Source organism: Parvularcula marina, from assembly GCF_003399445.1.
Taxonomy (GTDB): domain Bacteria; phylum Pseudomonadota; class Alphaproteobacteria; order Caulobacterales; family Parvularculaceae; genus Parvularcula; species Parvularcula marina.
This window is the reverse complement of the sequence record NZ_QUQO01000001.1, coordinates 1,765,575-1,789,942: the sequence shown is the minus strand read 5'-3', so window position 1 is coordinate 1,789,942 and position 24,368 is coordinate 1,765,575. Positions and strand designations below refer to the sequence as shown.

Annotated in this window: 27 protein-coding genes; 18 read left to right on the top strand and 9 right to left on the bottom strand. The window is 59.5% G+C overall.

The genetic code is table 11. The features are described 5' to 3' along the window. The first annotated feature begins 3 nt into the window (after window positions 1-3). Window positions 4-327, top strand: a complete 324-nt coding sequence (locus DX908_RS08555) for a YbaB/EbfC family nucleoid-associated protein (RefSeq protein ID WP_116393038.1) — start codon at window positions 4-6, stop codon at window positions 325-327. A gap of 9 nt (window positions 328-336) precedes the next feature. Continuing rightward, entirely contained in the window at window positions 337-708 is a 372-nt protein-coding gene (locus tag DX908_RS08550; protein WP_116391932.1) for a DUF7668 domain-containing protein, read from the top strand. A 180-nt stretch (window positions 709-888) separates the two neighbouring features. On the opposite strand, the gene DX908_RS08545 is transcribed toward DX908_RS08550, so the two are convergent. After that, on the bottom strand, window positions 889-1,281 hold the full coding sequence (locus DX908_RS08545; protein ID WP_116391931.1) for a DUF1801 domain-containing protein: 393 nt from the start codon (window positions 1,279-1,281) through the stop codon (window positions 889-891). Between the two features lie 128 nt (window positions 1,282-1,409). On the opposite strand from DX908_RS08545, the gene DX908_RS08540 reads away from it, so the two are divergent. From DX908_RS08540 to DX908_RS08525, 4 genes are read left to right on the top strand one after another with little or no spacing between them, the layout of a single operon-like run. Next, window positions 1,410-2,408, top strand: coding sequence for a glycerophosphodiester phosphodiesterase family protein (locus tag DX908_RS08540; protein WP_116393037.1), 999 nt, complete (start codon window positions 1,410-1,412; stop codon window positions 2,406-2,408). 36 nt (window positions 2,409-2,444) lie between these two features. Beyond that, window positions 2,445-2,801: a hypothetical protein gene (locus DX908_RS08535; RefSeq protein WP_116391930.1), complete on the top strand. Its 357-nt coding sequence runs from the start codon at window positions 2,445-2,447 to the stop codon at window positions 2,799-2,801. A 29-nt stretch (window positions 2,802-2,830) separates the two neighbouring features. Further along, entirely contained in the window at window positions 2,831-3,172 is a 342-nt protein-coding gene (locus DX908_RS08530) for a Dabb family protein (RefSeq protein WP_199564650.1), read from the top strand. Then, on the top strand, window positions 3,172-3,828 hold the full coding sequence (locus DX908_RS08525) for a TIGR02466 family protein (RefSeq protein ID WP_116391929.1): 657 nt from the start codon (window positions 3,172-3,174) through the stop codon (window positions 3,826-3,828). Before DX908_RS08530 ends, DX908_RS08525 begins: the two co-directional genes overlap by 1 nt. Window positions 3,829-3,831: 3 nt before the next feature. Here DX908_RS08525 and DX908_RS08520 read toward each other — a convergent pair whose 3' ends face one another. Then, complete coding sequence (locus DX908_RS08520) at window positions 3,832-6,057, bottom strand: primosomal protein N' (RefSeq protein ID WP_116391928.1); 2,226 nt, start codon at window positions 6,055-6,057, stop codon at window positions 3,832-3,834. A gap of 122 nt (window positions 6,058-6,179) precedes the next feature. Here DX908_RS08520 and DX908_RS08515 point away from each other — a divergent pair, with 122 nt between their 5' ends. The 5 genes from DX908_RS08515 (at window position 6,180) to DX908_RS08495 (ending at window position 11,821) form a co-directional block, all read left to right on the top strand. Continuing rightward, complete coding sequence (locus tag DX908_RS08515) at window positions 6,180-6,644, top strand: low molecular weight protein-tyrosine-phosphatase (protein WP_116391927.1); 465 nt, start codon at window positions 6,180-6,182, stop codon at window positions 6,642-6,644. Between the two features lies 1 nt (window position 6,645). Beyond that, window positions 6,646-7,512, top strand: coding sequence for an SDR family oxidoreductase (locus DX908_RS08510; protein ID WP_116391926.1), 867 nt, complete (start codon window positions 6,646-6,648; stop codon window positions 7,510-7,512). Window positions 7,513-7,582: 70 nt separating this feature from the next. Beyond that, window positions 7,583-8,983, top strand: coding sequence for an adenosylhomocysteinase (gene ahcY / locus DX908_RS08505; protein WP_116391925.1), 1,401 nt, complete (start codon window positions 7,583-7,585; stop codon window positions 8,981-8,983). Between the two features lie 242 nt (window positions 8,984-9,225). After that, complete coding sequence (locus DX908_RS08500) at window positions 9,226-11,292, top strand: M13 family metallopeptidase (RefSeq protein WP_116391924.1); 2,067 nt, start codon at window positions 9,226-9,228, stop codon at window positions 11,290-11,292. A 244-nt stretch (window positions 11,293-11,536) separates the two neighbouring features. After that, window positions 11,537-11,821 (top strand): T6SS immunity protein Tdi1 domain-containing protein, encoded by a 285-nt coding sequence (locus DX908_RS08495; RefSeq protein ID WP_199564648.1) that lies wholly within the window; start codon window positions 11,537-11,539, stop codon window positions 11,819-11,821. A gap of 45 nt (window positions 11,822-11,866) precedes the next feature. Here the strand turns inward: DX908_RS08495 and recR are convergent, their stop codons facing one another. The 4 genes from recR to DX908_RS08475 are packed head-to-tail and all read right to left on the bottom strand — an operon-like array spanning window position 11,867 to window position 14,482. After that, window positions 11,867-12,472, bottom strand: coding sequence for a recombination mediator RecR (gene recR / locus DX908_RS08490; RefSeq protein WP_116391922.1), 606 nt, complete (start codon window positions 12,470-12,472; stop codon window positions 11,867-11,869). A 38-nt stretch (window positions 12,473-12,510) separates the two neighbouring features. Continuing rightward, a complete protein-coding gene (gene mmsB / locus DX908_RS08485; RefSeq protein WP_116391921.1) occupies window positions 12,511-13,410 on the bottom strand; it encodes a 3-hydroxyisobutyrate dehydrogenase in 900 nt (299 codons plus the stop codon). After that, the gene (locus DX908_RS08480) at window positions 13,407-13,802 is read right to left on the bottom strand and encodes a GFA family protein (protein WP_116391920.1); all 396 of its coding nucleotides are present in this window, start codon (window positions 13,800-13,802) and stop codon (window positions 13,407-13,409) included. Before DX908_RS08480 ends, mmsB begins: the two co-directional genes overlap by 4 nt. Then, the gene (locus DX908_RS08475) at window positions 13,802-14,482 is read right to left on the bottom strand and encodes an SDR family oxidoreductase (RefSeq protein ID WP_116391919.1); all 681 of its coding nucleotides are present in this window, start codon (window positions 14,480-14,482) and stop codon (window positions 13,802-13,804) included. Before DX908_RS08475 ends, DX908_RS08480 begins: the two co-directional genes overlap by 1 nt. Before the next feature lie 153 nt (window positions 14,483-14,635). Here DX908_RS08475 and proB point away from each other — a divergent pair, with 153 nt between their 5' ends. Both proB and DX908_RS08465 read left to right on the top strand, forming a co-directional pair. Continuing rightward, entirely contained in the window at window positions 14,636-15,730 is a 1,095-nt protein-coding gene (gene proB, locus DX908_RS08470) for a glutamate 5-kinase (protein WP_158548613.1), read from the top strand. Further along, the gene (locus DX908_RS08465; RefSeq protein WP_438943326.1) at window positions 15,717-17,000 is read left to right on the top strand and encodes a glutamate-5-semialdehyde dehydrogenase; all 1,284 of its coding nucleotides are present in this window, start codon (window positions 15,717-15,719) and stop codon (window positions 16,998-17,000) included. Before proB ends, DX908_RS08465 begins: the two co-directional genes overlap by 14 nt. A 69-nt stretch (window positions 17,001-17,069) precedes the next feature. Here DX908_RS08465 and DX908_RS08460 read toward each other — a convergent pair whose 3' ends face one another. Continuing rightward, window positions 17,070-17,621 (bottom strand): hypothetical protein, encoded by a 552-nt coding sequence (locus tag DX908_RS08460; RefSeq protein ID WP_116391916.1) that lies wholly within the window; start codon window positions 17,619-17,621, stop codon window positions 17,070-17,072. A gap of 76 nt (window positions 17,622-17,697) precedes the next feature. Then, a complete protein-coding gene (locus DX908_RS08455) occupies window positions 17,698-18,849 on the bottom strand; it encodes an acyl-CoA dehydrogenase family protein (protein WP_116393035.1) in 1,152 nt (383 codons plus the stop codon). Window positions 18,850-19,144: 295 nt separating this feature from the next. Here DX908_RS08455 and DX908_RS08450 point away from each other — a divergent pair, with 295 nt between their 5' ends. Genes DX908_RS08450 through DX908_RS08435 form a run of 4 tightly spaced genes read left to right on the top strand, consistent with a single transcriptional unit; the run spans window position 19,145 to window position 22,921 of the window. Further along, entirely contained in the window at window positions 19,145-20,377 is a 1,233-nt protein-coding gene (locus tag DX908_RS08450) for a thiamine pyrophosphate-dependent enzyme (protein WP_199564738.1), read from the top strand. 33 nt (window positions 20,378-20,410) lie between these two features. Then, window positions 20,411-21,415: an alpha-ketoacid dehydrogenase subunit beta gene (locus tag DX908_RS08445; RefSeq protein ID WP_116393034.1), complete on the top strand. Its 1,005-nt coding sequence runs from the start codon at window positions 20,411-20,413 to the stop codon at window positions 21,413-21,415. Then, entirely contained in the window at window positions 21,416-21,604 is a 189-nt protein-coding gene (locus DX908_RS08440) for a hypothetical protein (RefSeq protein ID WP_116391914.1), read from the top strand. It abuts the gene before it with no gap. Continuing rightward, complete coding sequence (locus DX908_RS08435; RefSeq protein WP_116391913.1) at window positions 21,605-22,921, top strand: dihydrolipoamide acetyltransferase family protein; 1,317 nt, start codon at window positions 21,605-21,607, stop codon at window positions 22,919-22,921. A gap of 62 nt (window positions 22,922-22,983) precedes the next feature. Here DX908_RS08435 and DX908_RS16430 read toward each other — a convergent pair whose 3' ends face one another. Next, window positions 22,984-23,697 carry a hypothetical protein gene (locus DX908_RS16430; RefSeq protein ID WP_199564644.1) on the bottom strand — a complete coding sequence of 238 codons (714 nt, stop codon included), beginning with the start codon at window positions 23,695-23,697 and terminating at the stop codon, window positions 22,984-22,986. 224 nt (window positions 23,698-23,921) lie between these two features. Between DX908_RS16430 and DX908_RS08425 the strand changes: the two genes are divergently transcribed. Beyond that, window positions 23,922-24,347, top strand: coding sequence for an EVE domain-containing protein (locus DX908_RS08425; protein WP_116391912.1), 426 nt, complete (start codon window positions 23,922-23,924; stop codon window positions 24,345-24,347). Window positions 24,348-24,368: the final 21 nt, after the last annotated feature.

Genomic DNA, 24,368 nt, shown 5'->3' with positions numbered 1-24,368 from the left:
ATGATGAAGAATTTCGGCGACATGATGAAACAGGCGCAAGGCCTGCAGCAGAAAATGGAAGAGATGCAGCAGAAGATTGCATCGATGGAGGCCGAGGGCACGGCTGGCGCCGGTCTCGTTCGTGTGGTGCTTAACGGCAAGGGTTATGCCTCGAGGGTCGAAATATCGCCGGAGATGTTCAAGGAAGAGGATAAGGAAGTCCTCGAAGACCTCGTCACCGCCGCGATCAATGACGCGAAGTCAAAACTCGAAACAGCGTCTGCGGAGCAGATGAAATCGATGACCGACGGCCTGCCGCTTCCCCCGGGCATGAAACTGCCGTTTTGATGGCTCCTTATGTCTGACGTCGCCGTCGAAAAATTACCGGAAAAAGAACAAGCGGTCCCAAGCCTTTGGCGATCTACTCTCAAGAAAATCGCCGATTTATACGCGAAAGGTAAGGCGGCGGCCGGAGATGGCATAAGACCAATCGATGCCGAGACACTCACATATAATAGTGGCAATCTGCAGGCCTATCCTGAGCTGATTGGCCCACTTTCCGACCGTGCATGGGAAACTTCAATATACGTATGGGAACGAGATTACTGGCAAGTGCTGGTCGATCTGATAACTGTTCAGGGTAATACGAGTGACCTGGTTCTTCATGTCCGTGTGTATGAAGTATCCGGAGGATATGAGTTTGAAGCGGGTCTGATTTATGTTCCTTAGTTTCTTATCTCTATCTCTTCGCCTGCTCATCCCCGCGAAGGCGGGGATCTGGTCTTGAGTGACGAAGGTTGAGTTCATCTTTGTGCGTGCCGAATATGAGTGAGAGGCGCATCAGAGGCAGATGCCCGCCTTCGCGGGCATGAGCGGAGAAATCGAGAGTAACCTATCCTCGCACAGCGCTTACTTCAGGCGCTCGAGGCGGCCTTTGCGCTTCACGAGGTTCTTGTAGTCCGACTGAATATCACGAGCCTCACCAAGCCACCCTCGCAGTTCCACTGTATCGATCTCACTTGAAGAAGTGTAGCGCTTCTCGGCGGCCTTGAATTTTCCTTCCACGGACAGACCGCCCGTTTCAAAGGACTGGCCGCTCCAGAAGAGTAGGCGGACGCTGTCTTTCAGCTTGCTGTAACCGGTGATGGGATTTCCATCGAGAAACCATACCGGATGACCATGCCAGATCTTGCTTTCGGCATCGGGGAACGCCCGGTCGATCTCCTGACGGAGGAGCGCGCAGATCTGCTGATCCTCGCTGGCCTGCGCGTCATGATATTGATCGATGGTTTCGGGCTTCATGGCCTATCGATACAGCTGGCGCGCCTTGCGAGCAAGTCTCCGGTAGAGGCATCAGCTAGCCGGAGATGCCCTGAAACCGCCCCATTGATCTGCTCTCCTCCGTTCGGGAACAAAAAAGAGGGCGGATGATGTGGAGCCGCATTGGTATCGGGCTGCTGATGATTATCGCGGCCCTCTGGACACGGAATGCTTCGCTATTGGCGAAGCCGATCGGCGAAGACGTCAAGATCATCGCCCATCGGGGTATCCATCACACCTATTCACGCGAAGGGCTGACGAACCAGACCTGCACTGCGACCCGCATCTTCCCGCCCGAGCATGACTTTATCGAGAACACGATTCCCTCATTCGAGGCCTCCTTTGCGGCGGGGGCGGATGTCATTGAGCTTGATATCCATCCGACAACGGATGGACATTTCGTAGTCTTTCATGACTGGACGCTTGATTGCCGCACGGATGGGGAGGGCGTGACCCGCCGCGCAAGCCTTGATTACATCAAGACGCTTGATGCGGGCTATGGCTATACCGCCGATGGCGGGGAGACCTTCCCTCTTCGCGGCAAGGGGGTGGGGATGATCCCCTCCCTGACAGAAGTGTTCGAGGCTTTCCCGGACGGGCAGTTTCTGATCAATTTCAAGAGCAATGACCTCGAGGAAGGCGCGGCCTTTGCAGCTCTCATGGTCGCCCATCCCGAATGGCGCGAGCGGCTCTGGGGTGTTTACGGTGCCCCCGGACCAATTGAAGAGACGCTCAAAGCCCTCCCGGGCTTGCGCTATTTTCACAAGCCCGCGCTGAAGGCCTGCGCCAAATCCTATCTTCTCACCGGTTGGACTGCGAATGTCCCTGCGGATTGCCGCAACCGGACGCTCGCTTTGCCGATCAGCCATGCGCGGCTGGCCTGGGGCTGGCCGCGGGCTTTTGAGGCGCGAATGACGGCTGCGGGATCTGACATCATCCTGATGGGCGAATATGGCAGCGGCGATCCGGGCACGCCCGGCATCGATGACCCCGAAACGCTCGCCCGTGTGCCGGATAGTTTCGGCGGCTATATCTGGACCAACCGGGTGGAGATCATCGGCCCGGCCCTCAAAGGCGAGGACGCTGTCTGGGCGGGCGGGCGCCAATAGGCTAAGGAGCGGTCCGTTTCTTGCCGGGGCCATTTCATGACCAACCCGTATCTGATTGCCGCGCTGTTGGCGGCGACACTGACCCTTATTGTCTACACCCATGTCGGCTGGCGGCCGATCATCGGCTGCATGAAGATGTGGGGGCGCCGCGATTACTGGACCAGCTATAACACGGTCGAGTTTCTCGCCTGGGCGACCAAGGCGGCGGTGATCGTGCCGGGCCTCGTCTTCGGTGTGGAGATCTGGTGGCTGCATGTGCTGACGCTCGGCACGTCCGTGGCGCTGATCTGGGCGTCGATGAAGAAGCTTCTCCCCACTCTCGTTGCCTTCAATACGCTGTGGATCTTCCTCTCCATGACGGTGATCGTCCGTCATTTGATGGGACAGGTCTGACCGCCTAAGGAGGTCAAAAAAGGGAGGTCATGATGCCGGCAGAAACGCGGACGGCGATGTCACATGCGGTGTTCTTCGAGCTGGAGGACAAAAGCCCCGAGGCGGTCAATGCGTTGATCGAGGGCGCGCGGGAATATCTCTCCGGGCACGAAGGGGTTCTCTTCTTCTCCGTCGGTGCGCGGGCCGGGGACTATGCGCGGGAGGTGAATGATCAGGTCTTCGACGTCTCGCTGCTGGTCGCCTTCGAGAGCAGGGAAGCGCATGACGCCTATCAGGTGACGGACCGGCACCAGAAATTCATCGAGACGCTGAAGGATAACTGGAAATCCGTGCGCGTCTTTGATTCCTTTTATGATCCCGAAGGCGCGTGATGGAGGATCGCTTCAACACCCGCGTCAATGAGCTGTTTCCGACCATTGTCCTGATCGGGGATATGCCCGATTGCGAGCCCCTCAATCAGGCGCTGAAAGATGTGATCGAGCAGAACCGCGCGCAAAGCGGGGGGATCGAGCGATCGAACACACTCGGCTGGCATTCAACGACCGACATGATGGCCTGGGGCGGGGAGGCGGCGCAGGCGCTCGGGCGCCGGGCTTGTATCCTGTGTGATCCGCATACGGTTGAGCTGTCGAGCCCGGATGAACGCCGCTTTGGATGGGTGGCGGAGATGTGGGCGAATGTCTCGCCGCCCGGCGCCTCGAACCAGATGCATGCCCATCCCGGCGCGCTGTGGTCCGTCGTCTATTATGTCGATACCGGCTATGAAGGCGATGGCGCGGATCAGGGTGGCGAGCTGGTTCTCCACGACCCCCGCTTTCCAATGAACCGGATGTACACACCCGATATCGTGGCTAAACGGACGGACGGAAAGCCGGAGGAGAATGTGAAGGGCATCCGGCCGCGAAACGGGATGATTGTCGCCTTCCCTTCATGGCTCAAACACAGTGTGCGTCCCTATCAGGGCTCGCGAGAGCGGATCTCGATTGCGATCAATCTGATGGTCGGGCCGGGCGAGCCGGGGCGGTAGGGTTCAGGTGAAGGTATAGGGGTCGACATCCACCGTCTTACGGATCGAGGCGGGGATCTTGATCCGTGACAGCCATTCATCAAGCACGGACTGAATGCTGACCCGCCTTGTGGTCTTGACGAGAAAGCGCAGCCGGTAAGTACCGCGAAGGCGATAGAGCGGAGCAGGAGCCGGGCCCCAGACTTCGACACCTTCCGCATGCGGCACGACCCCGGCCAGCGCGCGGGCAACTTCATTCAGCTTCTGCTCATTCTCACCGCTCAGGATGACGGCGGCGAGCCGTCCATAGGGCGGAAAGCCGAGTGCGGCACGGCCTTCAAGCTCGGCCTCGGCAAAGCCGTCGCGGTCGCCGCGAGCAAGCGCCGCAATGACCGGGTTCTCGGGCTGATAGCTTTGCAGCAGCACACGGCCTTTCTTGGCGGCACGGCCAGCTCGGCCAGAAACCTGTGACAGGGTCTGGAAAGTCCGCTCGGCGGCGCGCAGATCACCGCCCGCAAGGCCAAGATCGGCATCGACCGCCGCAACGAGGGTGAGGTTCGGGAAATTGTGCCCCTTGGCGGCGGCCTGCGTTGCGACAAGAATATCGATCTCGCCTTCAGTCATCCGTTTAAGGAGCGACTTGGCAGCGCCCGGCCCCATCAGCATGTCAGAGGAAAGAATTTCGATCTTCGCGTCCGGCCATGTTTCTTTCGCTTCTTCGGCGATCCGCTCAACGCCGGGACCGCAGGGCGTCAGACTGTCCGCCGCCCCGCAATGCGGGCAATGATCGGGCTTGGGGATCGAATAGCCCGTATGGTGACAGACCAGCCGGTTCGAATACCGGTGCTCGACCAGCCATGTATCCGAATGCGGCGCGGTCATCCGTTCTCCGCATTTCCGGCAGAGCGTGACGGGCGCATAGCCGCGACGATTGAGATAAAGGAGTACCTGCTCCTGCCGCCCCAGCGTCTCATTGACCGCCTCGATCACCTTCGGCGAAAGCCAGCGGCCTTTCTCCGGGGGATGGGCACGCATGTCGACAATGTCTGTGTCCGGCAGAGTGGCGGGGCCAAAGCGGGAAGGCAGGGAGACAAGTCCGTACCGGCCCTCCTCGACATTGGCGAGGGTTTCAAGCGAGGGCGTGGCAGAGACGAGAAGGACAGGGAAGTTTCCCAGCGCTCCGCGTGCGACCGCCATGTCCCTTCCCTGATAGAGAACACCGTCATGCTGCTTATAGGCTGCCTCATGTTCCTCATCGACGACGATCAGAGCAAGATCCGTATAAGGCAGGAAGAGCGCCGAGCGCGCCCCGACGACTAGCCGAGCCTGACCTTCTGCGACCCGGCGCCAGACTCGGCGGCGCTCGGCGGAGGAGACATCTGAATGCCAATGCGCGGCCGCTGCGCCAAAGCGCTCTTCTATCCGCTTGAGGAAGGGCAGGGTCAGGGCGATCTCCGGGAGCAGGATACAGATTTGCGTGCTCGGCCGCAGACGGAGTGTCTCGGCGATGGCTTCGAGATAGACTTCCGTCTTGCCCGACCCCGTGACCCCGTCGATCACCCAGGCGCTATAGCGTTCCTCGCGCACGGCGGCGGTGAGGTGCTCTGCCGCTTCGGCCTGAAGGGGGGAAAGCGCGCGCCCCTTACGGTCAGGGTCCGGCGCTCCAAAGGGCGGGTCCGGATCAATCTCAATGGCTTGCAGCCCGCCCGCTTCGGCCAGCCCCCGGACGACCCCGTCGCTCACCCCGGCCTCGCGGGCCAGCTCAGCGGCGGTCAGCGGGGTCTCGCTGGTCATATCGAGCACCTTCTCGCGGGCGCTGGTCATGCGCAGGCTGTCCGGGACTTCCGCGCGGATATATCCTGTTTGGGGTTTGGGCGGGCTCAATTGCTGGCCCGACCGCATGACCAGCCGCAAGACGGTCCCGCGCGGGCTGATCGTGTAATTTGCCACCCAGTCGACAAAGGCCATGACATCCGCCGAGAGGGGCGGCGCGTCGATCACTTCCGAAACGGGTTTGAGCTTGCGCTCGGGCAGGTCAGGATCGGTCGGCTCGGGCCAAACGACGCCGACCATTTCGCGCGGTCCCAGCGGCACAATTACGAAACTCCCGGGCGGTGCCGTCATTCCGGCAGTCAGGACATAGTCATAGCCGTCGCCAACCGGCATCGGCAGCAGGACATGAACCCGCTCTTTCGGCACCTCCTCGGTCGCGAAAAGCTGGGGGTCAGGTTGTGCGCCGCGCTCGGCCATAAGCTCCTTCAGGTTTCGGCTTCGGGGAGTGCAAGTCTAGCCGAGTCTCGCATAAGGGCACTCGTGATGGCCAGACATTCTGCCCAATTGGGCATGGCCTCCATATCTGCTATCTCAGGCGCATGAGTAAAGCTCCGCGTCTCTTTTTCGTCTGCCTTGGGAATATCTGCCGCTCCCCCGTCGCCGAGGGCGTGATGCGGGCGCGAGCAAAGGCGCGCGGTATACAAGTCGAGGTGGCGAGCGCGGGAACCGGCGGCTGGCATGTCGGCGGGGCGGCAGACAAAAGAATGACGGCGGCGGCAGCCTTGCGCGGTTACGATCTTTCGGCCCACCGTGCGCAACAGGCAGATAGTGGCGACTTCTACATCCATGATATGATCTTCGCGATGGACAGCTCAAACCATGCTGATCTTCTCGATATTCGTCCGCCCGATGCGACGGCCAATCTTCAGATGTTCCTTGCTCGGACGGGCGGCGGCGATGTGCCCGACCCCTATTATGGCGGGCCGGAGGGGTTCGATCATGTGATCGATCTTGTCGAGGAAGCCGTCGACGCCATTCTCGATGATATCGAGGCGGGGCGCTAAGATGCCGGTGCTGTTTGCCGTCGGCTTCGGCTATTCAGTCGAGCCTCTTGCTCAACAATTAAAAGCGGAGGGCTGGGAGATCCACGCAACGACGCGGGATCCATCCAAAGCTGAAAAGCTCGAGGCAAACGGGATCAGGGGGCATCTCTGGAATGGCAAGGGAGCCTTGCCAGAGTTGGCGGGACAAGCGGATGCCATAGTCATCTCCGTGCCGCCAGGAGAGATGGGATGTCCAGCCGTCACATCGATCGAGAATATTTCTCCGGATACGGTGCTTATCTATCTCTCCTCTTCGGGCGTTTATGGCGACCATCAGGGAGAATGGGTTGATGAGGAGACACCCTGCTTGCCGTTGACCGCGCGGGCGCGACGCCGCCTGCTGGCGGAATCACAATGGCGGTATGTGGGGCGTTATTTCGGTGTGCGTCACCATATCTGCCGGCTCGCCGGGATCTATGGACCGGGCCGGAATGCGCTTCTCAGTCTGAAAGGTGGCACGCGCGGTTCGAAAGCGGGCCTCGCCCAGCGCATCATCAAGCCGGGTCAGGTCTTCAACCGCATCCACCGGGACGATATCGCCGCGGGGCTTTATGCCCTCATCGAGGCTGAGACCGCGCCTACGGTTATCAATTTTGCCGATGACGAACCCGCTCCGCCGCAGGATGTCATTACTTATGCCGCTGAGCTCCTCGGCATCGAGCCGCCACCGAAAGTCCCCTTCGAACAGGCGGAGATGTCCGACATGGCGCGCTCATTTTATGAGGACAACAAGCGGCTGAAGAATGACGGGCTTAAGGCCTTGTCAGGATTTTCCTTGAAATATCCTAGCTATCGAGAGGGGCTGCAGGACCTGCTGGCAGGCATATAAAGAAAGCTTTATATCCTTTGCCGCCCCTGCTAGGCGCCCCTCACATAGAAGAATCTCCAGAGGATCCCTCATGACCCAGGACTATGATGTCGCCGATATTTCGCTAGCCGATTACGGCAACAAGGAAATCAGGATCGCCGAGCATGAAATGCCCGGCCTTATGCAGACGCGCGAAGAATTTGGCGCGGCTCAGCCGCTGAAAGGCGCGCGGATCGCTGGCTCGCTGCACATGACGATCCAGACCGCCGTGCTGATCCAGACCCTCGAGGCGCTCGGCGCCGAGGTCCGCTGGGTGAGCTGCAACATCTATTCGACCCAAGACCACGCCGCGGCCGCGATTGCCGCCAATGGCACGCCGGTCTTCGCCAAAAAGGGCGAGACGCTGCAGGAATACTGGGACTATGCCGACCGCATCTGGGAATGGTCCGATGGCAGTCTTGCCAACATGATCCTTGATGATGGCGGCGATGCGACCATGCTGATCCTGCTGGGCTCGGAAGCCGAAAGCGATCCGTCGATCCTCGACAATCCGGGTAATGAAGAAGAGAATTGCCTCTTCAACACGATCAAGGCCCGTCTTGCCCGTGACCCCGGTTTCTATTCGCGCGTCAAAGCCTCGATTAAAGGCGTGACGGAAGAAACGACGACCGGTGTCCTTCGTCTCTATCAGCGCGAGAAGAATGGCACGCTGCCTTTCCCGGCGATCAATGTGAACGACTCGGTCACCAAGTCGAAATTTGACAACAAGTATGGCTGCAAAGAGTCGCTCGTCGATGCCATTCGTCGCGGTACGGATGTCATGATGGCGGGCAAGGTGGCGCTGGTGGCTGGTTATGGCGATGTCGGCAAGGGCTCGGCCCAGTCGCTTCGCGGTGCAGGCTGCCGGGTGATGGTGACGGAGATCGACCCGATCTGCGCGCTTCAGGCAGCCATGGACGGCTTTGAGGTCGTGACCATGGATGATGGTGTGAAGCGTACGGACATTGTCGTCACCGCCACGGGCAACAAGGATATCCTGACCGTCGACAATATGCGCGACCTGAAAGACATGGCGATCGTCTGCAATATCGGTCACTTCGACAATGAGATTCAAGTTGATGGCGTTCGCAACTGGGAATGGGACAATATCAAGCCGCAGGTCGACATGCTGACCAAGCCGGACGGCCGGCGGATGATCCTTCTTTCCGAAGGCCGCCTTGTGAACCTCGGCAACGCCACGGGCCACCCGTCATTCGTGATGTCGGCCAGCTTCACCAACCAGACCCTCGCCCAGATCGAGCTTTATGCGAATAATCAGGACGGGAAATATGAGAACAAGGTCTATGTCCTGCCCAAGCGTCTCGATGAGAAAGTGGCGGCCTTGCACCTTTCGCATGTCGGCGCGCAGCTTTCCGAACTGACGGGCGAGCAGGCCGACTATATCGGCGTGTCAAAGAGCGGCCCGTTCAAGCCCGAAGGCTACCGTTACTGATCCGGGATCGGATAGAATGGAAATGGGGCGCCGACGGCGCCCCTTTTTTGTGCCCGCAGGTGACCTTCAACTGTGGTCGCGCATTGACCGTTATGCGGTCTGTTTTTCGTCCGGCATGGCTTGCACAATTCGAAAGCTTGTTTGCGCAAAATGCACCTAGATACTGAGAATGATGATCGCCCGCCCTTGACCTAACGTTGAGGGCGGGCTTTCTATATCGATAAACGAGAAGGGGGAGACCCATGTCCCGACTGCTGAAGTCCCTGCTTGGCGGGGTTGCGCTGATCTCTCTGGCGGCCTGTGCCACGACCACCGGCGATGCCGGCCCTAAAATGATGGCCGAAGAAGAGGGGCCGATGATCGAGCCCTGGGGCTACCCGCTCGATGCTTTTGATCCCACGACACGCCCGGGGGATGATTTCTTCCAATATGCCAATGGCGGCTGGCTCGCAGCGACGGAGATCCCGTCCGACCGCTCCGGGACCGGATTTTCGGTGATCATGCAGGAGCGCAACGAGGCGCGCATTGCCGAGATCATCGCGGACCTTTCGACCTCGGATGTCGCGGCCGGCTCCGAAGGCCAGAAGATCCGCGATTTCTATAATGACTTCATGGATGTTGCCGCGATTGAGGCGAAGGGTCTCGATCCGATTGCGGAAGATGTTGCCCGTATCCGTGCGGCAAAGACGCATGAGGATATCGCCCGGCTGATGGCTGATCCCTCGCTCGGCCTGCCGAGCCCGATTGCCATCTATGTCACCATCGATTCAAAAAGCCCGTCCGATTATGTGATGGGCGCGACCCATTCGGGCATCGGTATGCCGGATCGCTCCTACTATTTGAGAGAGTCAGAGCGACTCGATGAAACCCGTGCAGCGTATAAGGAGCATCTGGCGCGGATGCTGGAGCTGCTCGGCGAAGACAATAGTGCAAAGCGCGCAGCGGCGGTCTTTGATCTTGAAACCGCGATTGCGGAGCGGCACTGGACACGGGCCGAGCGGCGCAATGCGGATCTCACCTATAATCGGATGACGATTGCGGAGCTTGAGGCGATGGCGCCGGGTATGCCGTGGGAAGCGGCTCTTGATACGCTGGGCCTGCCATCCGAAGGTGATATCGTCGTGCGCGAGAAATCTGCCTTCCCATCGCTGGCAGCGCTTTACGCGGAAACGCCGGTGGCTGTCTGGCGGGATTATCTGCTGGCGAACTATATTTCGTCGAACGCCGCCTTCCTTCCTGATTATGTCTATCAGGCGAATTTCGAATTCTTCGGCAAGGCACTCAACGGACAGGAAGAGCCGCGCGACCGGGAGAAGCGGGGGATTGCTCTCGTGAATGGCCGCCTCGATCAGGCGGTGGGCAAGGAATATATCGACCGATACTTCCCCGAAGAATCAAAAGTCCTGATGACCGAGATGTTCGAGGATATCCGTTCGGCCCTCTCTGTGCGGATCGATAATCTGACATGGATGACGGACGCAACCAAGGTCAAGGCGCAGGAGAAGCTTGCCGCCATGACCGCCAAGATCGCCTACCCTGAGAAGTGGCAGGATTACTCCGAGCTCGACATCGTCTCTGGCGATCTCTTTGGCAATATCAAACGTCACCGCGTCTGGTCACAAGCCGAAAGCAATAACCGGCTCGGCACCAAGGTGGACAAGCGCGAATGGTTCACCGCGCCGCAGACGGTCAATGCCTTCTACAGCCCGAACCGGAACGAAGCCTTCATCCCGGCGGGCTATATCCAGTCCCCGCTGTTTGATCCGAAGGCGGATGCCGCGATCAATTACGGCGCCATCGGCTCCATCGTCGGGCACGAGATCGGGCACGGGTTCGATGATCAGGGCTCGAAATATGATGCGCAGGGTTTCCTGCAAAGCTGGTGGACGGAAGAGGACCGCGCGGCCTTTGATGCGCTGGGTGACAAATTCGCCGCGCAGTTCGATGAATATGAGCCGCTGCCCGGCCTGCATGTGAATGGCCGGCAGACGCTGGGTGAGAATATCGGTGATCTTGCCGGGGTGCTGGTCGCCTATCATGCCTATAAGGAGCATCTGAACGGTGAGGAATCGCCGGTGCTTGACGGCTTTACCGGTGAGCAGCGGGTGTTCCTTGGTCGGGCGCAGGCGCGCCGGTTCAAGCGGACCGAAGAGTCCCTTCGCCAGCGGCTCCTCTCCGCGCCGCACAGCCCGATGTATCTGCGGGTGAACGGCATGGTACGGAATATCGACGAATGGTATGACGCCTTCGACGTTCAGCCCGGCGATGAGCTTTATCTTCCGCCTGAAGAGCGCGTGAAAATCTGGTAGAATATGGTAAGAAGGTAAGCTTTCTGAGCTCAAGGTGTAGGGACGCGACGCGCTTTATCAGTCCTTTGCTGGCGCTTCTGGAGAAGTGGTGGTGTGCGATGGATTTGGTTTCTGAGATACTTGAGGCTGGGTAGGTATCGAGCCTCTTGAGATTGTTGCTCGAAACGAATTTGGCAATCTCATCATCCGCGATCATGATGGAAGATACTGGCGTCTTTGCCCTGAAGACGTCTACTGCGAAGTTGTGGCAGACAGCAAAGAGCACTTTGATAGCCTTTGGCGTGATCTTGATTTTGTCGCGGATTGGGAAATGGCGGTACTTGTTGAAGCTGCGAGGGAAAGTCTGGGTGTGCTGCCGGAGGACTGGTCGTACTGCCTAGTTATTCCGGGTGCTCTCAGCGGTGCCTATGAGATGTCTAATGTAAAGTCAGCTCCGCTTGTGGAGCTGATAAAATTTTCTGGGTACTTAGGAAAGCAGATCCGCGATCTGCCTGATGGCGCGCAGGTCCAACTAAAGTTTACCGATTAAGGGATGTATACGGACTGGTGGTAAACAGTTCTGGTCGTGTGATGCCTAGAAAATCTGTCTCGACCTGAGGGCCGCGGCGAGCGTGCCCTCATCGAGATAGTCAAGCTCGCCGCCCATGGGCACGCCATGGGACAGGCGGGTGACCTTCACATCGATCCCCTCGAGCCGCTCGGCGATGTAACCTGCTGTGGTCTGACCATCGACGGTCGCGGCGGTGGCAAGGATGATTTCCGTGACCCCGCCGGCACTTGCCCGCTGGGCAAGGGAGGCGATGTTCAGATCATCCGGCCCCACCCCATCGAGCGGAGAGATGACCCCGCCAAGCACATGATAGCGGCCATGATGGGCGCCTGAGCGTTCCAGCGCCCAGACATCGGCAACATCCTGTACGACGCAGATGACGCCGGTGTCGCGCGCCTCATCCTCACAGATACCGCAAGGGTTCCGGCTGTCCCAGTTCCCGCAGATATCACAGGCCTGCACATGCTGGGCGGCGGCCGAGATCGCTTCGGCCAGCGGCTCCATCAGCGCCTCGCGCTTGCGCAAAAGGTGCAGGGCCACGCGCTTGGCCGAGCGGGGGCCGAGCCCCGGCAGCCTTGCGAGCAGTTTCATCAGATGATCGAGTTCGGGACCGGCAGGAGAAGAGACCATGCCGCCACTATAGCCTGTCCGGCCCCTCTGTCGCGAGGTCAGTTTTTCGGCAGCGATCCATCAAGCAGCTTCATCACGCCGGAGAAATCAAACCCGTCCGCCCCGGCCGATTCCATCAGCGCATAGAGCTGCTCTGCATGGGCGCCGAGCGGGGTCGGGGCTTTCGCGGTCTTTGCCGCATCCTGCGCAAGGCGCAGGTCTTTGAGCATCATCGCGGCGGCAAAGCCCGGCTGGTAATCGCGGTTCGACGGCGCATTGGGGACGGGTCCCGGCGCCGGGCAATAGCTCGTCATCGACCAGCACTGGCCCGACGCGGTCGAGGAAATATCGAAAAAGGTCTGCGCATCGAGGCCGAGTTTTTCGGCAAGGTGGAACGCCTCACAGGTGCCGATCATTGAAATGCCGAGCAGCATGTTGTTGCAGATCTTGGCGACCTGCCCGTTCCCCAGAGGCCCTGCGTGAAAGACATTCTTGCCCATGGAGTCGAGATAGGGTTTGGCCTTCTCGAAATCTGACGCCTCTCCGCCGACCATGAAGGTCAGTGTACCCCCTTGCGCGGCGGCAACACCGCCGGAAACCGGCGCATCGACGAAAGGAAAGCCGCGCTCCTTGGCGCCTGTCCCCACGGCGCGGGCCGTCTGCACATCAATGGTCGAGCAGTCGATAAAGAGCGTGCCCTTTTCAATCGAGGAGGGCAGGCCGTCAGGGCTCGTATAAACGCTCGCGACATGCGGGCCAGCGGGCAGCATGGTGATCACCACGTCAACGGCACCTTTGAAATCCTTCAGCGAGGGGACCGGCGTTGCGCCTTCATCGGCGAGCTTTGCAACCGCATCGGCAGACAAGTCGAAGGCATGAACGTCATGCCCGGCCTTCACCAGATTGACCGCCATGCCTGAGCCCATATTGCCGAGCCCGATAAAAAGAATGCTGCTCATTCGTCATCTCCCTCATATGTTTCTGCCTCTGCGGGCAGTTGGTAATAGTCACCCTTTTCCCGCACAAAGATGTGCCGGGAAAGCTCAATGCCGGTATCGCCTTTGATGGCGCCGAGCGAAACTGCAACATGCTCCGATGCCGCATCAATCTGGCGGTAGAAGAGCGAAGAGCCGCAGATCACGCAGAACCCCCGCTCGGCGTGTCGCTCGGGATACCACGCGATGCTTTCGCTGCCATTCTCGATGACGAGATCATTCTGCTTTGTCCGGCCCGTCGCCCAGTAATGGCCGGACCATTGGCGGCACTGGTCGCAATGACAGGCAGAGGCATGGGTCAGTGGCGCGGTGATGCGGAACTTCACATCGCCGCAGAGGCATTGTCCTTGGAGCATCACCACGACAGCACCTCGCCATCGAACGTCAAAAAGTCAGGCTTGGCCGTCACAGGCAGGCCCGCGATCTGCTGGCGCAGGCCGGTCACGCATTCCTCGGTGGTGATAAGCGCGCTCGGCCCGCCCATATCGGTCTGGACCCAGCCGGGGTGGAAGATCCCGGCGGCGATCCCCTTCTGGGCAAGACCCGCCGCCGACGCCATGATCGCCATGTTCAGCGCGGTCTTCGATGTGCGGTAATGGGCAAGCCCGCCACTCGTATCGGCAATCGATCCCATCTTGGAGGAGAGGACCGCGAGTTTTTTCTGATCGCCTTTCTCAAGGTGCGGCGTGAAGGCTTCGCAGGTGTGAACGGTGCCATAGAGATTGACCTCCATGACAGCACGCCAGGCCTCGTAATCAAAGCTGCCGAAGCTTTGCTGATCGCTTCTCGGGCCCATCACGCCGGCATTGGCGATGACCACATCGATCGGCTCATCTATCTTTGCGGCTAGCGCGTCGATGGAATTGTGATCCGTGACGTCAATTTCATGCAACCGAATCCCGCCCAGTGCGTTTAACTCACCGGCACTGTGCGGTTGACGGCACGCCGCATGGACCGTCCAGCCGGAAGCAGCATACTGACGCGCAAATTCGAGACCGATACCCCTGTTCGCACCGGTAATCAGAACGGATGACATAAGGCTTACTCCTGCTGACTCACGTGGTGCCGGTTAGCCTGAGACGCACGGGTTTCGCGACCCCAGTTTGCAGCATCTTTCCCCTGCGGAGGGTGGACATTTGTGCGGCTGCGAACCACGTAGCCGATAGGAGTAGAGGAGATTCCTTTTTTCGTGGCAGACGATCATCAGTCACTTCATTTTGTTAGAGACCTTCTGGAGCGCGCCAAGCTTGCCGTCGTGAAAGTTGGCTCTGCGCTTATTACCGAAGTTGAAGAATTTTCCATGGGCGGGGTCGCCGCCGATATCCGTGAGCGGCCATGGCATGCTGTCCTTGTGTCCTCAGGCGCGGTCGCGGTGGGGCATGAGCTCGTGCCATCGCTGGACCCAGAAGCAACGGAGGACCGTCATGCGCTTTCCGCGATCGGACAGGCGGCGCTGATCACCAGATGGCAATCGGCCTTCGAGGCGCATAACCGCGTCGCAGCGCAGGTTCTTCTGACCCCGGACGTTACCGATGACCGGACACGGTATCTGAACGCAAGGGCAGCGCTGCGGGCGCTGCTTTATCATGAGGTCATTCCGGTCGTGAACGAGAACGACGCCGTGACGACGCGCGAGTTCCGCTATGGCGATAATGACCGGCTGGCAGCAAAGACGGCGGGTCTTGTCGATGCCGACATTCTGATCATCTTGTCTGATATTGATGGTCTTTATACGGGCAATCCGGCTGCGGACCCGAGCGCCGAGCACGTTCCTTTCATTCCCTATGGTGAGGCAGGAAAATATTTCGATGCCGCCCAGGAATCCCTGAGTAGTGTTGGTACAGGCGGGATGCGGGCAAAGCTTGCGGCTGCACGGATCGCCATTGACTGGGGTGTGACGACGATCATTGCGTCAGGCCGCCGCCAGCATCCGATCCGGGACCTGATCACTGGTGAGGCGCGCTGCACAGTTTTTGAAGCGGGCGAGAAACTCTCTGCCCGGAAGAGATGGCTCTCAGGCGTGCATGAGCGGGCCGGGGCCGTGGAAATCGACGAGGGCGCAGTGAAAGCTCTCCAGAACGACGCAAGTCTTCTGGCTGTCGGCGTGACAAGCGTTTCGGATCCATTCCTGCGCGGCGACGTTATTGAAATTAGACATAATGATGAGGTGGTCGGATTTGGCCTTGCGGCCTGCGATTTCACGACCGCAAAGGGAAAGACGAGAGATATCGTTCTGCACCGGGATAATCTCATTCTAACTTTGGGAGAAGATGATGACCACTGATGAAAGTGTGACACCGCTCCACCAGACTCTTTTGAATGCAGCATCAGCTGCGCGTTATGCCAGCCGCCAGCTTGGCACTATGCCGGCAGAGGCCCGCGTCAAAGCGCTCGAAGCCATCGCCGCGAAACTCGAAGGCGCCGTGCCGGAAATCCTTGAGGCGAACGCAAAAGATCTGGCGCGGGCCGAGGAGAACGGCCTTGATGCACCGATGATTGACCGGCTGCGGCTCGATGAGGAGCGCATTGCCGGGATCGTTCAGGGCGTGCGCGATGTCGCGGCGCTCCCCGATCCTGTCGGTGATGTGCTGGCAAGTTGGGAGCGGCCGAACGGGCTGCAGATTTCCCGCGTGCGCGTGCCCCTCGGCGTGATTGGTGTGATCTATGAGAGCCGCCCCAATGTGACGGTCGATGCCAGCGCACTGACACTCAAATCGGGCAATGCCGTCATCCTTCGTCCGGGCTCGGATAGTTTCAACACATCCGGCAAGCTGGTCGCGCTCGTGCGAGAGGCTCTCGCTGAGGCAGATATGCCGCGCGATGCGGTCTATATGGTGCCGGAGACAGATCGTGCGGCGGTCGGGCACATGCTTTCCGGCCTCGACGGGAATGTCGATGTCATCGTGCCGCGCGGCGGACGCTCCCTAGTCGAGCGTGTGTCCAAGGAAGCACGCGTCCCGGTGATTGGGCATCTGGAAGGCATCTGTCATGTCTATGTCGATGCCTCAGCGGATATCGAGATGGCAAAGGCCGTCGTCGTCAATGCCAAGATGCGCCGTACAGGGATTTGCGGCGCTGCGGAGAAGGTCCTGATCGATCGCGCGGCTGCCGACAGATTCGTGCCGGAAATTGCAAAGGCCCTGATCGAAGCGGGCTGCGAAGTGCGCGGCGATGATGCCTCCCTGTCGCGCGCTGACGGGCTTATCCCGGCGACCAACGAGGACTGGGTGACAGAGTATCTCGCCCCCCGCATCGCCATGAAAGTGGTCGATGGTGTCGATGGCGCGCTCGAACATATCAGCACCTATTCTTCCGGACACACCGAAAGCATCATTGCCGAGGACGAAAAGGTGGCGGAGAAATTCCTCACCGAAATCGACAGCGCCATTGTCATGCATAACGCCTCAACCCAGTTCGCCGATGGCGGAGAATTCGGCATGGGCGCGGAGATCGGTATTTCGACAGGCCGCATCCATGCGCGCGGGCCGGTCGGCTGCGAACAGCTCACGACGTTCAAATATCAGGTGCGCGGGTCCGGCCAGACCCGAGCCTGACTTGAATAGCAGACACAAAAAAAGCCCCGCCGGATGTGGCGGGGCTTTTCAGTATAGTGGTCTGATAGATTAGTCTTGGAAGACAGCTTCCAGCTTTGGCAGGAGTGGCGTCAGCGTCGCCTTGTCTGCAGCCGGAACATTCTTCGCGGCATTGATCATCTTAATGACCGGGCCCATCTGAGCCTGCACGGACGGCGGCATGGCTGCCATCATTTCCGGGGTCATCTGGTCCATGCCCGACATGTCCTGCTTGCCAAGTTCAATGGCGAGATAGGTCATGATGATCGCATCGGCTTTGGGCGCAAATTCATCCGTAGACGAAAATCCATTGCTCTTGATTGCGCTCACGACTTCTTTGCGCGCCGGTCCCTCAGGCATGTCTGAAAGGACGCGGCGGTAAACTTTCAGATTGCCATTTTCGTCGATCATCTGCGTGAAAGATTTCATGTCACTCGTGTCGACCCCGAGATCCGCATCGGGATAGCGGTCTTCAAGGCCCTTAAGCTCTTCGCTGACCTTGATGAAATTCTCGACGTCCGCGGTGGTGAAATTTTTGGCGGATGCCTGAGCCGTGATCAGGACGGCAAATGCCGACAGGACGGCAACAAAACGGTGCAACATATGGATGTCTCTCCTTCCCATAATACACTGGGAAGGAGTTTAGGCGTTCATTGGCGTTGCGTCCAATGCTGCTCGATCAGCCGGCCTGATAGTCTTTGAGCATCCCGCGTGCGATGATCATCTGCATGATTTCATTGGCGCCTTCGAGGATCTGGTGGACGCGGACATCGCGGAGCATCCGCTCAAGGGGATAATCTCCCAGATAGCCATAGCCGCCATGCGTCTGGAGTGCGGTATTGACGATATCAAAGCCCTGATCGGTCACGAATTTCTTCGCCATAGCGCAAAGCTGCGTCGCCTCGGGCAGTTTCTGGTCGAGCGACCATGCGGCCCGATAGAGGAGAGAGCGTGAGGCTTCCTGCGCGATCTGCATGTCGGCCAGCTTGAATTGCAGCGCCTGGTTCTCATTGAGCCGCTTGCCGAAGGCCGTCCGCTCATTGGTGTAATCGAGTGCCTGACGGATGGCGGCATCCGCCGTCCCGAGAGAACAGGCCGCGATATTGAGACGGCCGCCATCAAGCCCCTTCATGGCAAAGCGGAACCCTTCGCCCTCTTGCCCCAGCAGGTTTTCGGCCGGCACACGGGCATTCTCGAAAGTGATGACGCGGGTCGGCTGGGCGTTCCAGCCCATCTTCTTCTCATTGGCGCCATAGGTGAGGCCGGGCGTGCCGTCCTCGACGAGGATCGCGGAGATGCCGCGCGGGCCGGGCTCGCCCGTTCGTACCATGACGAGATAGAGGTCGGTGGAGCCAGCGCCTGAAATGAACGCCTTTGAGCCATTGAGGATATAATCGTCTCCGTCGCGCACGGCTTTGGTCCGCAGAGCTGCGGCATCCGAGCCCGAGCCCGGCTCGGTCAGGCAATAGCTGCCCAGCATTTCGGCGGTTGCGAGCTTTTCGCCATATTTTGATTTGAGGGCGTCATTACCGAACGCCCCGACCATCCAGGTCACCATATTGTGGATCGAGACATAGGCGGCCGTCGCCGTGCAGCCAGCCGACAGGGCTTCGAAGACGAGGACGGCATCGAGCCGCGACAGGGCTGAGCCGCCGATCTCTTCGGGCGCATAGATCGCGGCCAGGCCAAGCTCGCCCGTCTTCTTGATAACATCGACGGGGAAGTGCTTTTCCTCATCCCAGCGGGCGGCATTCGGGGCGAGTTCATCTGCGGCAAAGCGGCGGGCCATGTCCTGAATGGCCTGCTGTTCGTCATTGAGCGCAAAGTCCATGAGCGAGTCCTCGGCTGTATCGGTCGTTGTTTTGGGCCGCATATCACGCTCGCCGAGCTGCGGGGAGGCCCCCGGATTTCAGCGCATACGTCCTGAAACGGTACAGATTGGGAGGATGTTGCGCTGCGGCACATATATCCCGCTTTCGCGAGCTGGGTTGGTGGAAGAAAAGTCCAATTTGAGTGTGATATTCGCTGCACCCATCTGATGACCGGGACTGTCCCTTGCGGGTATGTCGCGGGTCGAAAACCCATAAGGGAGGGTTCGCAGAGACATGGATGGACATAGTCGTATCGTGGATGATTACGCGCCGCTCAGCCTCACCGTACCGGAACCATCCGGACGCCCGGGAGAAGATGCCGATTTCTCGCATGTAGATATCGGCGAGGCGGGCAAGATGCCCCGCCCGTCAATTGATCTTGGGGCAGAGGAAAGCCGTCCCTTCACGACCGGCCTGATCCGTGTCCTCGACATGGATGGCAAGGCGCATGGTGCGTGGGCGGAAACCGTCACACCCGAAGCAAAGCGCAAGGGGCTGGAGACGATGATCCGTGCGCGGGCATTCGATGCCCGCATGATGAAAGCGCAGCGTCAGGGCAAGACAAGCTTCTACATCCAGTGTCTCGGTGAAGAGGCCATCGCGGCGGGGCACCAGTTGGCCCTGCGCAAGGGTGATATGAACTTCCCGAGCTACCGTCAGGTGGGCATCCTCCTCAGTCAGGATTATCCGGTCCGTCTCCTGATGAACCAGATTTATTCGAATGAGGGCGATCCCCTGAAAGGCCGCCAACTGCCAATCATGTATTCCTCGAAAGAGCATGGCTTTTTCACGATCTCCGGCAATCTTGCGACGCAATGGCCGCAGGCAGTGGGCTGGGCCATGGCTTCGGCGATCAAGGGCGACACGAAGATCTGTGCGGCCTGGATCGGCGATGGCGCAACCGCCGAAGGCGACTGGCATACGGGCATGGTCTTTGCGGGCGTCTACAAGCCGCCGGTCATTCTCAACATCGTCAATAATCAGTGGGCGATCAGCTCCTTCCAGGGCATCGCCGGGGGTTTGGGCGCAACTTTCGCCAGCCGCGGTCTCGGCTACGGCATTCCGGGCCTGCGGGTTGACGGCAATGACTTCCTCGCCGTTCACGCGGCAGCTCAATGGGCAGCGGAACGCGCCCGGCGCAATCTGGGTCCGGTTCTGATTGAATATCTCAGCTACCGGAAGGGCGCGCACTCGACCTCTGATGATCCGTCCGCCTACCGCCCAAAAGATGAGGCGGAGAAATGGCCGCTGGGCGATCCAATTGATCGGCTCAAGCAGCATATGATTGTTGCGGGCGAGCTGACCGAAGCGGAGTTCGATGACCTCTCCGGTAATGCGGAGACCGAGATGCGAGAAGCCGAGCAGGAGGCAGAGGCCATCGGTCTTGTCAGTGAAGGCAATGGCGCCAGCACAAAGCACATGTTCACGGACGTTTATGCCGAAATGCCGGGGCGCCTGAAAGAACAGCGTCAGAAAGCAGGGTTCTGATCAATGTCTGATACTGTCACGAACACCCGCTCCATGAACATGATCGAGGCGCTACGCGATGCGCATGACGTCATGCTTGAGCGCGATCCCGATGTCGTCGTTTATGGCGAGGATGTTGGCTATTTCGGCGGCGTCTTCCGCGTCACCGCTGGCCTTCAGAAGAAATACGGCCAGAACCGCGTTTTCGATGCGCCGATTTCAGAAGGCGGTATTGTCGGTACGGCAATCGGCATGGCGGCCTATGGCTTGAAGCCCTGCGTTGAAATTCAGTTCGCCGACTATATCTTCCCGGCTTACGACCAGATCACGCAGGAAGCCTCGCGTATCCGCTATCGCTCGGCGGGGGAGTTTACCTGCCCGATCACCATCCGTACCCCAACGGGCGGCGGTATTTTCGGCGGTCAGACGCACTCACAGAGCCCGGAAGCCTGTTTTACGCACGTTTCAGGCATCAAGGTCGTCCAGCCCTGCACGCCCTATGACGCCAAGGGCCTCCTGATCTCCGCGATTGAGGATCCTGACCCGGTCATCTTCCTCGAGCCGAAACGCCTTTATAATGGCCCCTTTGATGGCCATCATGAAAAGCCGCTGACGCCGTGGTCCAAGCACGAAGATGGCAAGGTGCCGGAGGGTTATTACAATATTCCTCTGGGTAAGGCGGATATTAAACGCTCCGGCAGTGATGTGACCGTGCTCGCTTATGGCACCATGGTCTATGTTGCCAAAGCGGCAGCCGAAGAGACCGGCATTGATGCTGAAGTGATCGACCTTCGCTCCCTCATTCCGCTTGATCTCGATACGATCAATGAAAGCGTCCAGAAGACGGGCCGCTGCGTCATCATACATGAAGCGACCCAGACGGGCGGCTTTGCGGGTGAGCTGCTCGCGCTTGTCGAGGAGCGCTGTTTCTATCATCTCGAAGCGCCGATCCTGCGGGTCTGCGGTTGGGACACACCTTATCCGCATGCGCAGGAATGGGCTTATCTGCCGGGTCCGGAGCGTGTTGGCGCGGCATTGCGCGAAGTCATGGAGGGGTAAATGAGACTGGTAACCGAAATTCTGGTGATCATCGCAGCGGCCATGATCGGCATGATCCTCGTCGTTGACTATCCGGCGGTTGAAGAGGTCGCGTCCGGCCGGGTCGGCGCCCTTCGCATCATCGCCCCGGCGATCATTATTCTTGCGACGGTCCTGCGTATCGTCACCGGCCGCCGGATGGGGGGCTAAATGGGCGTACACGTTATTAAATTGCCAGATGTCGGCGAGGGTGTTGCGGAAGCCGAATTTGTCGAGCTTCACATCAAGCCCGGAGACGAGGTCGAACCGGATCAGAATCTCGCTGATGTCATGACTGACAAGGCGACCGTCGAAATCCCGAGCCCCCGCAAAGGCAAGGTGTTGTGGATCGGCCCGGCTGTCGGCGAAGTCGTCGCGGTCGGCTCCGAGATCATCAAGCTCGAAGTCGAAGGTGCGGGCAACACGAAGGAAGATTCTGCGTCCGCTGCCGCCACGGCCCCTGCGGAAGAAAAGGCGCCGGTTGCAGAGGAAAGCCCTGCACCCGAACCCAAAGCCGCGCCTGCTCCAGCGCCGAAAACTGAGCCTGCCCCTGTACAAGCGCAACCGGCAGCTTCACGGCTCGTCGATCTTCCGCGTGCGCGCGATGTCAATGACAAGCCGCTGGCCTCCCCGGCAGTGCGGGCGCGGGCTCGCGCACAAGGGGTCGATCTGCAATTCGTCTACGGAACAGGCCCTGCTGGCCGGATCACCCATGAGGATCTCGACAGCTATATTTCAGGCCAGTCTCCGGCAAAGGTGCCCGGCGGATCAGGTGCGACCTTCGCTCCCGACACGTCTGTCGAGGAAGTGAAGGTCATCGGCCTGCGCCGGAAGATCGCCGAGAAAATGCAGGAGTCCAAACGCCGTATTCCGCACATCACTTATGTGGAAGAGGTGGATGTCACTGCCCTCGAAGATCTGCGCGCGCATATGAATGCGGGCCGCGGTGACCGGCCAAAGCTGACCGTCCTGCCTTATCTGATGCGGGCCATGGTGCTCACCTTGCGGAAATTCCCGCATATCAATGCACGGTTTGACGATGATGCAGGTGTCGTTCATCGTTTTGGCGGGGCGCATATCGGTATTGCAACGCAGACGGATAATGGCCTGATCGTCCCCGTGATCCGCCATGCCGAGGCGAATGATGTCTGGCAGAACGCAGCGGAAGTGCTGCGGCTTTCTTCTGCCGCGCGCGATGGGTCGGCCAAACGCGAAGAGCTTTCAGGCTCGACCATCACCATCACCTCGCTGGGGCCGATGGGCGGGCTCGTGACAACGCCGGTGATCAACCATCCGGAGGTCGCCATTGTCGGGGTTAATAAGATCCAGACCCTGCCGCGCTATGACGCGAATGGTCATGTCGTGCCGCGCAAGCTGATGAACCTCTCCTCCGGTTTCGATCATCGTATTGTCGATGGTTGGGATGCGGCGGAGTTCGTGCAGTCGATCAAAGCCTATCTTGAAAACCCGGCGACCCTCTTCATCTGAGGATCGCCCGGTCATTCAGCGTAAGGGATAAAAGGCAGAAGGGCTTACCTTCTGCCTTTCGTTTAACCGGCCCGGCCCTTCACGGCAGACGGGGCTCTGCCGCTTTCGTTGCCGCGCCCCTGACGCCTGTCATCCCTGCGATCATCTCGCCGGTCGCCCCGGTCATCCCTTCTGTCGTCGCGACGATCTCCGCGATCGTCCCGCCGATCATTGCGCCTGTCGCTGTGATCATCACGCCTGTCATTGCGTCGGTCTCCACGATCATCGCGTCGGTCATTGCGGCGATCATAGCGGTCGTCCCGGTGGTTTTCGCGCCGTGCATAACGCTGATCGCGATGATCATTCCGGTGGTCATATCTGACGTCACGCCGATAATAATGAGGCGAGTACCGATAATAACGCTGGAAGCGGTCATTATCGGTCAGGACAATCCGGAAATAGGCGTCCCCGATCGATCCGATCAGATAACCGTTCCGATAGGCATAGTCCCGGTATCGGGGCGGCCCAGCACGGTAATCACTGTAATATCGGCCGTATCGGTCATAACGGTCGCCGACATATACCCACGCGCTGCGCGGGCAGTTCGTGTACCGCCTGTCGATCCGGTCTTCGCGCCGATCCGCCCGCCCGTAATTAACCCGGGCGTCGAGGATATCCTCCCTTAAATCGGGGCATCGCCATGGATCGAGCCGCCATTCACCGGCCTGCGCCGCACTGCCGATACCCAGCAGCGCGCCGGCCGCCGCGAGGGCGGCGACCATCTGTCGTTTTCGCATAACATGCTCCTTTCATTGGCCCTTCCGGGCCGGAATGAGCGTTCCGCTGCGCGATGGCGGGCGGCGGGCCGGATTGCGGCAATCTTGTCTCAAATTGTATCGGATGCAGCCCGGCAGAGCATGGTTTTATAACAGGAAGCCTGCTGTTATGCGGTCATGAAATGTCTGCCCGCCGCATCGGGAAATGCACATCGAGTGGGCTGGTTCAATTCAAGGGAGCGCACATGCCCAGTTACTGGCTGATGAAATCGGAACCTTCCACCTGGTCGTGGGACCAGCAAGTCGCCAAAGGCGATGCGGGGGAGCCGTGGGATGGCGTGCGCAATCATCAGGCCAAGAATTATATGCAGGAGATGAAGGCCGGGGATAAGGCGTTCTTCTATCACTCCCAGAAAACACGGGAGATTGTCGGTATCGTCGAGGTGATCGAGGAAGCAAAACCCGATCCGACGGCGGAGCCTGGCTCCCCATGGGAATGCGTGACCATCAAGGCGATAGAGCCGCTCAAAACGCCGGTCACGCTGCAGGAGATCAAGGCAAAAGACAGCCTTGCCGAGATGGTCCTTGTGAAGAATTCCCGCCTCTCGGTGCAGCCGGTGACGGCGGCGGAGTGGAAAGAGATCTGCAATTTGGGCGGCGTGAAGCCATGAGCTGTCATTCCGGGGCGCAAG

Coding starts and splice junctions, on each gene's coding strand:
- DX908_RS08510 (WP_116391926.1), top strand. CDS start 6,646: ATGCCGGTGCTGTTTGCCGTCGGCTTCGGCTATTCAGTCGAGCCTCTT.
- recR (WP_116391922.1), bottom strand. CDS start 12,472: ATGGTCTCTTCTCCTGCCGGTCCCGAACTCGATCATCTGATGAAACTG.
- DX908_RS08425 (WP_116391912.1), top strand. CDS start 23,922: ATGCCCAGTTACTGGCTGATGAAATCGGAACCTTCCACCTGGTCGTGG.
- DX908_RS08460 (WP_116391916.1), bottom strand. CDS start 17,621: ATGTTGCACCGTTTTGTTGCCGTCCTGTCGGCATTTGCCGTCCTGATC.
- DX908_RS08525 (WP_116391929.1), top strand. CDS start 3,172: ATGGAGGATCGCTTCAACACCCGCGTCAATGAGCTGTTTCCGACCATT.
- DX908_RS08455 (WP_116393035.1), bottom strand. CDS start 18,849: ATGGACTTTGCGCTCAATGACGAACAGCAGGCCATTCAGGACATGGCC.
- DX908_RS08435 (WP_116391913.1), top strand. CDS start 21,605: ATGGGCGTACACGTTATTAAATTGCCAGATGTCGGCGAGGGTGTTGCG.
- DX908_RS08555 (WP_116393038.1), top strand. CDS start 4: ATGAAGAATTTCGGCGACATGATGAAACAGGCGCAAGGCCTGCAGCAG.
- DX908_RS16430 (WP_199564644.1), bottom strand. CDS start 23,697: ATGCGAAAACGACAGATGGTCGCCGCCCTCGCGGCGGCCGGCGCGCTG.
- mmsB (WP_116391921.1), bottom strand. CDS start 13,410: ATGAGCAGCATTCTTTTTATCGGGCTCGGCAATATGGGCTCAGGCATG.
- DX908_RS08540 (WP_116393037.1), top strand. CDS start 1,410: ATGTGGAGCCGCATTGGTATCGGGCTGCTGATGATTATCGCGGCCCTC.
- DX908_RS08440 (WP_116391914.1), top strand. CDS start 21,416: ATGAGACTGGTAACCGAAATTCTGGTGATCATCGCAGCGGCCATGATC.
- DX908_RS08480 (WP_116391920.1), bottom strand. CDS start 13,802: ATGCTCCAAGGACAATGCCTCTGCGGCGATGTGAAGTTCCGCATCACC.
- DX908_RS08535 (WP_116391930.1), top strand. CDS start 2,445: ATGACCAACCCGTATCTGATTGCCGCGCTGTTGGCGGCGACACTGACC.
- DX908_RS08465 (WP_438943326.1), top strand. CDS start 15,717: ATGATGACCACTGATGAAAGTGTGACACCGCTCCACCAGACTCTTTTG.
- DX908_RS08515 (WP_116391927.1), top strand. CDS start 6,180: ATGAGTAAAGCTCCGCGTCTCTTTTTCGTCTGCCTTGGGAATATCTGC.
- ahcY (WP_116391925.1), top strand. CDS start 7,583: ATGACCCAGGACTATGATGTCGCCGATATTTCGCTAGCCGATTACGGC.
- DX908_RS08475 (WP_116391919.1), bottom strand. CDS start 14,482: ATGTCATCCGTTCTGATTACCGGTGCGAACAGGGGTATCGGTCTCGAA.
- DX908_RS08500 (WP_116391924.1), top strand. CDS start 9,226: ATGTCCCGACTGCTGAAGTCCCTGCTTGGCGGGGTTGCGCTGATCTCT.
- DX908_RS08520 (WP_116391928.1), bottom strand. CDS start 6,057: ATGGCCGAGCGCGGCGCACAACCTGACCCCCAGCTTTTCGCGACCGAG.
- DX908_RS08445 (WP_116393034.1), top strand. CDS start 20,411: ATGAACATGATCGAGGCGCTACGCGATGCGCATGACGTCATGCTTGAG.
- DX908_RS08530 (WP_199564650.1), top strand. CDS start 2,831: ATGATGCCGGCAGAAACGCGGACGGCGATGTCACATGCGGTGTTCTTC.
- DX908_RS08550 (WP_116391932.1), top strand. CDS start 337: ATGTCTGACGTCGCCGTCGAAAAATTACCGGAAAAAGAACAAGCGGTC.
- DX908_RS08545 (WP_116391931.1), bottom strand. CDS start 1,281: ATGAAGCCCGAAACCATCGATCAATATCATGACGCGCAGGCCAGCGAG.